Raw genomic sequence first — 5,684 nt, 5'->3', positions numbered from 1 at the left:
TAACCGCTCTGGAATCGTCGACGATAATTACTCTTTTTGCCACTTGTTTTGCTCCTTAAAAAAGTTGTTAAAATCTTTCTCTCATAATTGTATGCATAATTATGCAGAAAGAATGGTGATTCGAGATTTAAAAAAACTCCATATCGTTGTCATTATCGTCTTCGCTGTCGATTTTTTTGTCTCCAACGATCTGCTCTATCTGCATACACGAACTGAAAAACGAACTGTCCAGATAATGAATATCCGCCGCATCCTGCAACGCAAAAATATGTTCCCTCCATGACGTAAGATCACTCCCCAAATGCTCCGTCAGCATAACCAGCATTTTTAGCTTTTTGGGATCGTTGATAACCGCATCGGCTTGTTCTTTCATAAATGTTCCCAAGGATGAGAGGGCATAAGCGAGCGCCGTAAACTCAAACAAATTGTTAATTGCCTTGACATAAACAGCCAGCACACCATCCGTAAACTGACGGATATTTTCAACTGACGGTTCACTCTCAAGTGTGTTCAAACTCTCTCTCCACTCCTCATCCAAACTCTCCAAATCACGGATCTCATCCAGCACGTCTCCGCCGATATCTGCTACATACTCGAATGCGGAGGTTTTTTTGACGAAACTCTGGCGAAGGAGTGTCTGCTCTTCACTCTGAAGCACCCTCACCTCTTTGAGATCTTCTACTTCAGACAAAGGCAAAAGCGATGGTGAGACGGCAATACAAACTTCCGGAGTTTTTATTGAAACGGGTATCGTTTCAGCTTTCGGCTGATTCACCCCAATATTTAAACGGACACAGGCAAAATTTTGTCGTATAATGCAGTACGACTGCAAATCATCCACCAGTTCTTGGGTTTTTGCTTTTAGTACAACCGGTTTATCAAATTTCATCGTGATAAAAATTTCTTCGAAACTCTCTTCGATAATAATGCTCACTTGTTCTTCTGCACGAAGTCCCTGACGCATCAACTCATAAAAAAGTTCGATCACCGGATCGACTTTCGAAGAGGAAAAAGTCTGGTGTTCTTCACAACGAGAAAGTATCCAAACCCCGAAATCCATCATCCCCTCAGCGTCGGTGATATCAAAGATGGTTTTTAAATGACGGACATCGGAACAAAAGGGGTTGAGAGCCTCTTTCGTAGAGAGCTTTGCGTGAATTCCGTCTTTGGAACGTAAAAAAGCTCCAAAACTTTGTAATTTAAACCGTACCAGCTCTTTATCGATCGGTTTATGTATGTATGCTGCCGCCCCGATAGCGGCCATATGCGCTTCCATCTGAGGATCGATGACGGCGGTCACAACGATAATAACCGTTTCGGGAAAACGACTTTTTATCACCTTGGATGCTTCAAGCCCGTCAAGGTTGGGCATCATAACGTCCATCAGAATAATATGAGGATGCCACTCTTCACAAACAGCGATGGCATCAAGCCCATCCACAGCCTCTTTAATCGCAAAGCCATCCATCTTTCGACAGATCGCATTCAGGACTAGGCGATTATCTTCGACATCATCGACGATTAATAGTCGCAAATCTTTCATATTACACCGTTTAATCTGTATTAGATTTTTTAATTCTATAGCAAGTGTAGTATGAAAAAGTCACAAAACGGTCACAGGAGAATTATTCTCCTCTAAAATTACAAAATTATTACAACAAAACACTATTGATGAAATTTCACTACTATTATCTTGGAAAACGGAGTGAAAATCGCGCCCCCTCTTGTGTATTTTCAACCCCAATTGAGCCGTGACAATGCTCTTCTATAATAGTTTTAGACATATAAAGCCCCAACCCCGTTCCATTCTCTTTTTTCGTTGAAGCATAAGGGGAGAAGAGTGTATCGATGATTTCAGGGGCAATTCCCCCGCCGTTGTCTTCGACACTGATCATCACGTGCCCCTCCGATTGCTCGCTTCGGATGACAATACGTGGATTTTTAACCCCTTTCTCTTCAAATACATCCTGCGCATTTTTAATAAGATTCAGCATCACTTGAATCAATTCATTTTCGTAAGTTTGATACTCATCGTCATAGAGATGCTCAACATCAACCTTGATATTTTTATTCATCAGTGTATGCTCGACCAGTTCAAGGGTTTTGGAAACGATAAGCGAACTTTTTGTTTTAGCCGTTTGTTTATCGGGTTTGAAAAAATCTTTAAAATCGGTAATAGTATGGGAGAGATGCTGCACCTGAGCCTCCATCTCATCAAAGCTTTTGACAATATCCTCCTGTGAGAAACGATCCAGCATAATGTTGATCTTTTGACGGCTCATCAAAGCACTCATAATTGCCAACGGCTGACGCCACTGATGGGCAATCATACTGAGCATCTCTCCCATCTGTGCTTGGCGGGTTTGCATCAAAAACAATCGGTCTTTCATATTTCTCTCGGTAACATCATCTTGGATGGTTACAAAATTGATAATCTCATTTTGGGTATTTAAGATAGGGAAAATGGTTGAGGCACAATCGCGCAGTTCGCCGTTTTTCATCCGATTAACAATGGTTCCGCGCCAAAAAGAGCGCTTGTGGGTAATCGTAGCCCAAAGATCGTCATAAAACGGTTTGGAATGTATCCCTGAATTGAAGATGCTCATTTTCCGACCGATCAATTCATGAGCGAAATATCCACTCAGTTTAGAGGTATGGGCATTAACATAGTTGATAATACCGCGCGGGTCAGTGATTATCGTCGACAATGGGGTCTGATTCACCACTTGAGAGAGGCGGTTGATCATCTCTTCGGTATGTTTGCTTTCTGTAATATCTTGAATCGTGCCGGAGAGTTTTTGACGATCCTCCTCCCAATACGCTTCGGCTCGCTCTTGGACGATACGGATATTTCCTTTGGCTGTCTGTATCCGATACATCACGTCGTAAAAGTGCTCCCCGCCGAGGAGTTTCTCTTTAGCCTGTAATAGCAACTCCCGATCATCTGGATGGACATGATCTACTACCCAGTCGCTATTGATAGCGACACTAAACGGGTCAAGTTCATAGATACGGTATATTTCAGCTGAGCATAGAATCGTTTCACTCACACTGTCATACTGATAGCTCCCGACATGGGAGATTTGCTGCGCCTTGTTAAGATTATCTTCATTGGTTTTGAGGTTTTCATACAACAAGGTATTTTTATAGATAATCATAGCCTGAGTCAATAACAGCCGAAGGGTTTGGAGGGTATCACTATCAAGCGGGGTGGAAACTTCCTCATTTTCGAGATAGAGAATACCCACGACATCCCCTTCGATCAACGTCGGTATCGCCATCGAGGAGGCAGGCTTATGGGAGTGAAAATAGTCGTCATACTGAAACTTTCCGCTCTCTGCGGGGCTGTTTTGTATCACTTTATGTTTGGACTCAATTGCATAGGTAATCAGATGACTCGGAAGAAACGGTGTCTCATTGAGCTTCAGGTGATACAGCTCAATTTTTCCGGTTTCAAAATAGATTCTAGCACTCGTGTAAAAGAGCCCCTCCTCCTTCAAGATCAAAACGGCTTTACTCGCCGTAGCATTTTCCAAAATCGTCTGCATCAGCGTTTGAAGCAGCTCTTTTTTCTCCATCGTTTGTGAAAGAGCATAGAACGATTTAAGGAGACTTCGAAAATTGGTCGGTTCGGCACGCAGCAGTGAACTGTTCGATGATTGACCCAACTCTTCAATAGGATGTGAGGAGTGCAGATGCGCTTTGATTTTGAGCCTCTCCGCCATAGCGTAAGCACCCCATTGGTTCAACCCCATCGCCGCTTCACTGAAATAAAAATGGCTTAAATCCTCAAACCGCTTCTCTTTCCAAAAACGCCCTGCACATATCGCGCTCACAGCAATGGCAAACGGATTGTTAATTTTTCGTGCTTCCTTCAATGCATCATCGTACAATTTGGCAACATCCCAATAATGCTTGGTTGCCTCACCCCTTTTAGCACGAATCACTAATTTCCAAAACTTAAACTCTTTGGGGGAAGAGGATGCATACGCATCACACATCTTCAAATCTTCCCTTAAAACGCTCATCTCATCGGTATTTAACGGGGTGTTTTTTCCTAGTAACAACAATGCACGTAGGGGATGGAGCCTCATTTTCGGAAACATAATCACTTCATTGGCATCGCTGCGAACATAGCGGTTCAGATACTCCAACCCCCGTTCATTTTCTCCCTGAATCCAACACGTCTGCGCTTTAATAATCCCATACCACGCTAATCCCGGATAAAAGTTCTCCTCTTCCCACAAAGCGAGTGCATCCTCTTCATTTGAGCTACTATCCTCACCACTCTCTTGCCACATTCGGACGCTAGAACGCAATACGTCAAAAATAGCAATCATCTTCTTATCGCCGGAGTTGAGGAGAAAACTCGACTCTTTTAAAATATTTTCATGCAGTACATCGAGTGAACGTCCTGAGAGATAATCACTAAAATGGGTTAAAAAGTTAGCCCATGTTCCGAAAACAATGTCACCGTTAACCTTGCTTTGGTGGAGACTTTTTTGATACAACGCCAAATTATGAACAAGCGGCTTAGTATAGGGGCTGATAAAATTGGCCATAAAATTATGGACTTTCGGAAGCATCGTTTCATCACCAAATTGATGATTAAGTTTCAATGCCGCTTCACCAAACCGATATCCCTCTTTGAAACGTCCCTCACTCACCATATAAGCTCCGTAGAGAACATATCCGAAAGCCGATCCGCTCGTGTTTCCATAACGGAATGAAACCTCGACAATACTTAAATACGCCCACTGCATCAGGGGAATATCGGCTAAATAGTACGCCGCTTCCCAATACTCGACTAATATCGATATCATCCGCTGTTTTGAAATATTTTTGAGTTTCGGAAGGCGGCTTATAGCATCGGCTTCATGAGAATAAGGGTGGTTCAGGGTAAAATTCTTCAACCTCTCAACCGCTTTTTCAACCTCATCTCCTCTTTGAGGAACCGCCATCCCCAACTCATCCAAGATAGAGTTTCCAAAACAAACCAGCGAATCAAAGCCATCCCCTCTGGTCACACACAAATCTTTATAAAGGGAAAAACAGACCAAACGTTCCGATACCCTTTTGACGTCGCTCATCACTAGTTGTAAGTATCTTTCTGCTTCGTCATGCCGTGCATTCAAATAGAAAATCTTGATCCGCATTACTTTGAAATCAAATCTGTCCGAATATTTTAGAAGCTCCAACGCCTCTGTAGCACGATGGGAATCCATCCATTGTAAATGCTCCAGCGCCAAAGGATACGATCCGCTCAGCACCATCTCAAAGAGTGCTTTCACATTAAGACTCAATGCACCCTTCTCCCATTTTCCCTCTTCAACCCGGTGATTGATGTGGGAGACAACATTGATAACATCATCATACACCCCTGCATTATAGGAGCGCTCCAGAAATTCTCCGATATTGAGATGGATCGTTTTCTTCATGGTCATCGGTATCGAATGGATCACATGCTGCTGGATCACGTCATGTACAAATTGGTAATGTCCGCTGAAAACCTCAATAAATCCTTTTGATTCGAGTTGATGCATAATAGTATTGGGGTATTTCAGCCCCCGCATCATCCGAAGGGCCAAATGGGTATCGAAACGTCCTCCCAACAATGACAAATAGTATAAATATTCTTGTTCATCACGGCTAAGCTGCGAAAATTTAGCACGTATCAAACCGGC

The 5,684-nt window shown here is 42.9% G+C and carries 2 protein-coding genes; both read right to left on the bottom strand.

Annotated features, from left to right (window positions below; translation table 11 throughout):
* Nucleotides 1-127: 127 nt before the first annotated feature.
* Nucleotides 128-1,543 (bottom strand): response regulator, encoded by a 1,416-nt coding sequence (locus tag A2517_RS03695; RefSeq protein WP_294894258.1) that lies wholly within the window; start codon nucleotides 1,541-1,543, stop codon nucleotides 128-130.
* Nucleotides 1,544-1,688: 145 nt separating this feature from the next.
* On the bottom strand, nucleotides 1,689-5,684 hold a 3,996-nt coding region (locus tag A2517_RS03690; RefSeq protein WP_294894256.1), incomplete at its 5' end, for an ATP-binding protein.

It is taken from the genome of Sulfuricurvum sp. RIFOXYD12_FULL_44_77, from assembly GCF_001830725.1.
Classification (GTDB): domain Bacteria; phylum Campylobacterota; class Campylobacteria; order Campylobacterales; family Sulfurimonadaceae; genus Sulfuricurvum; species Sulfuricurvum kujiense_A.
Note: the sequence above shows the minus strand (reverse complement) of the source record. Positions and strands in the feature narration are given on the sequence as shown.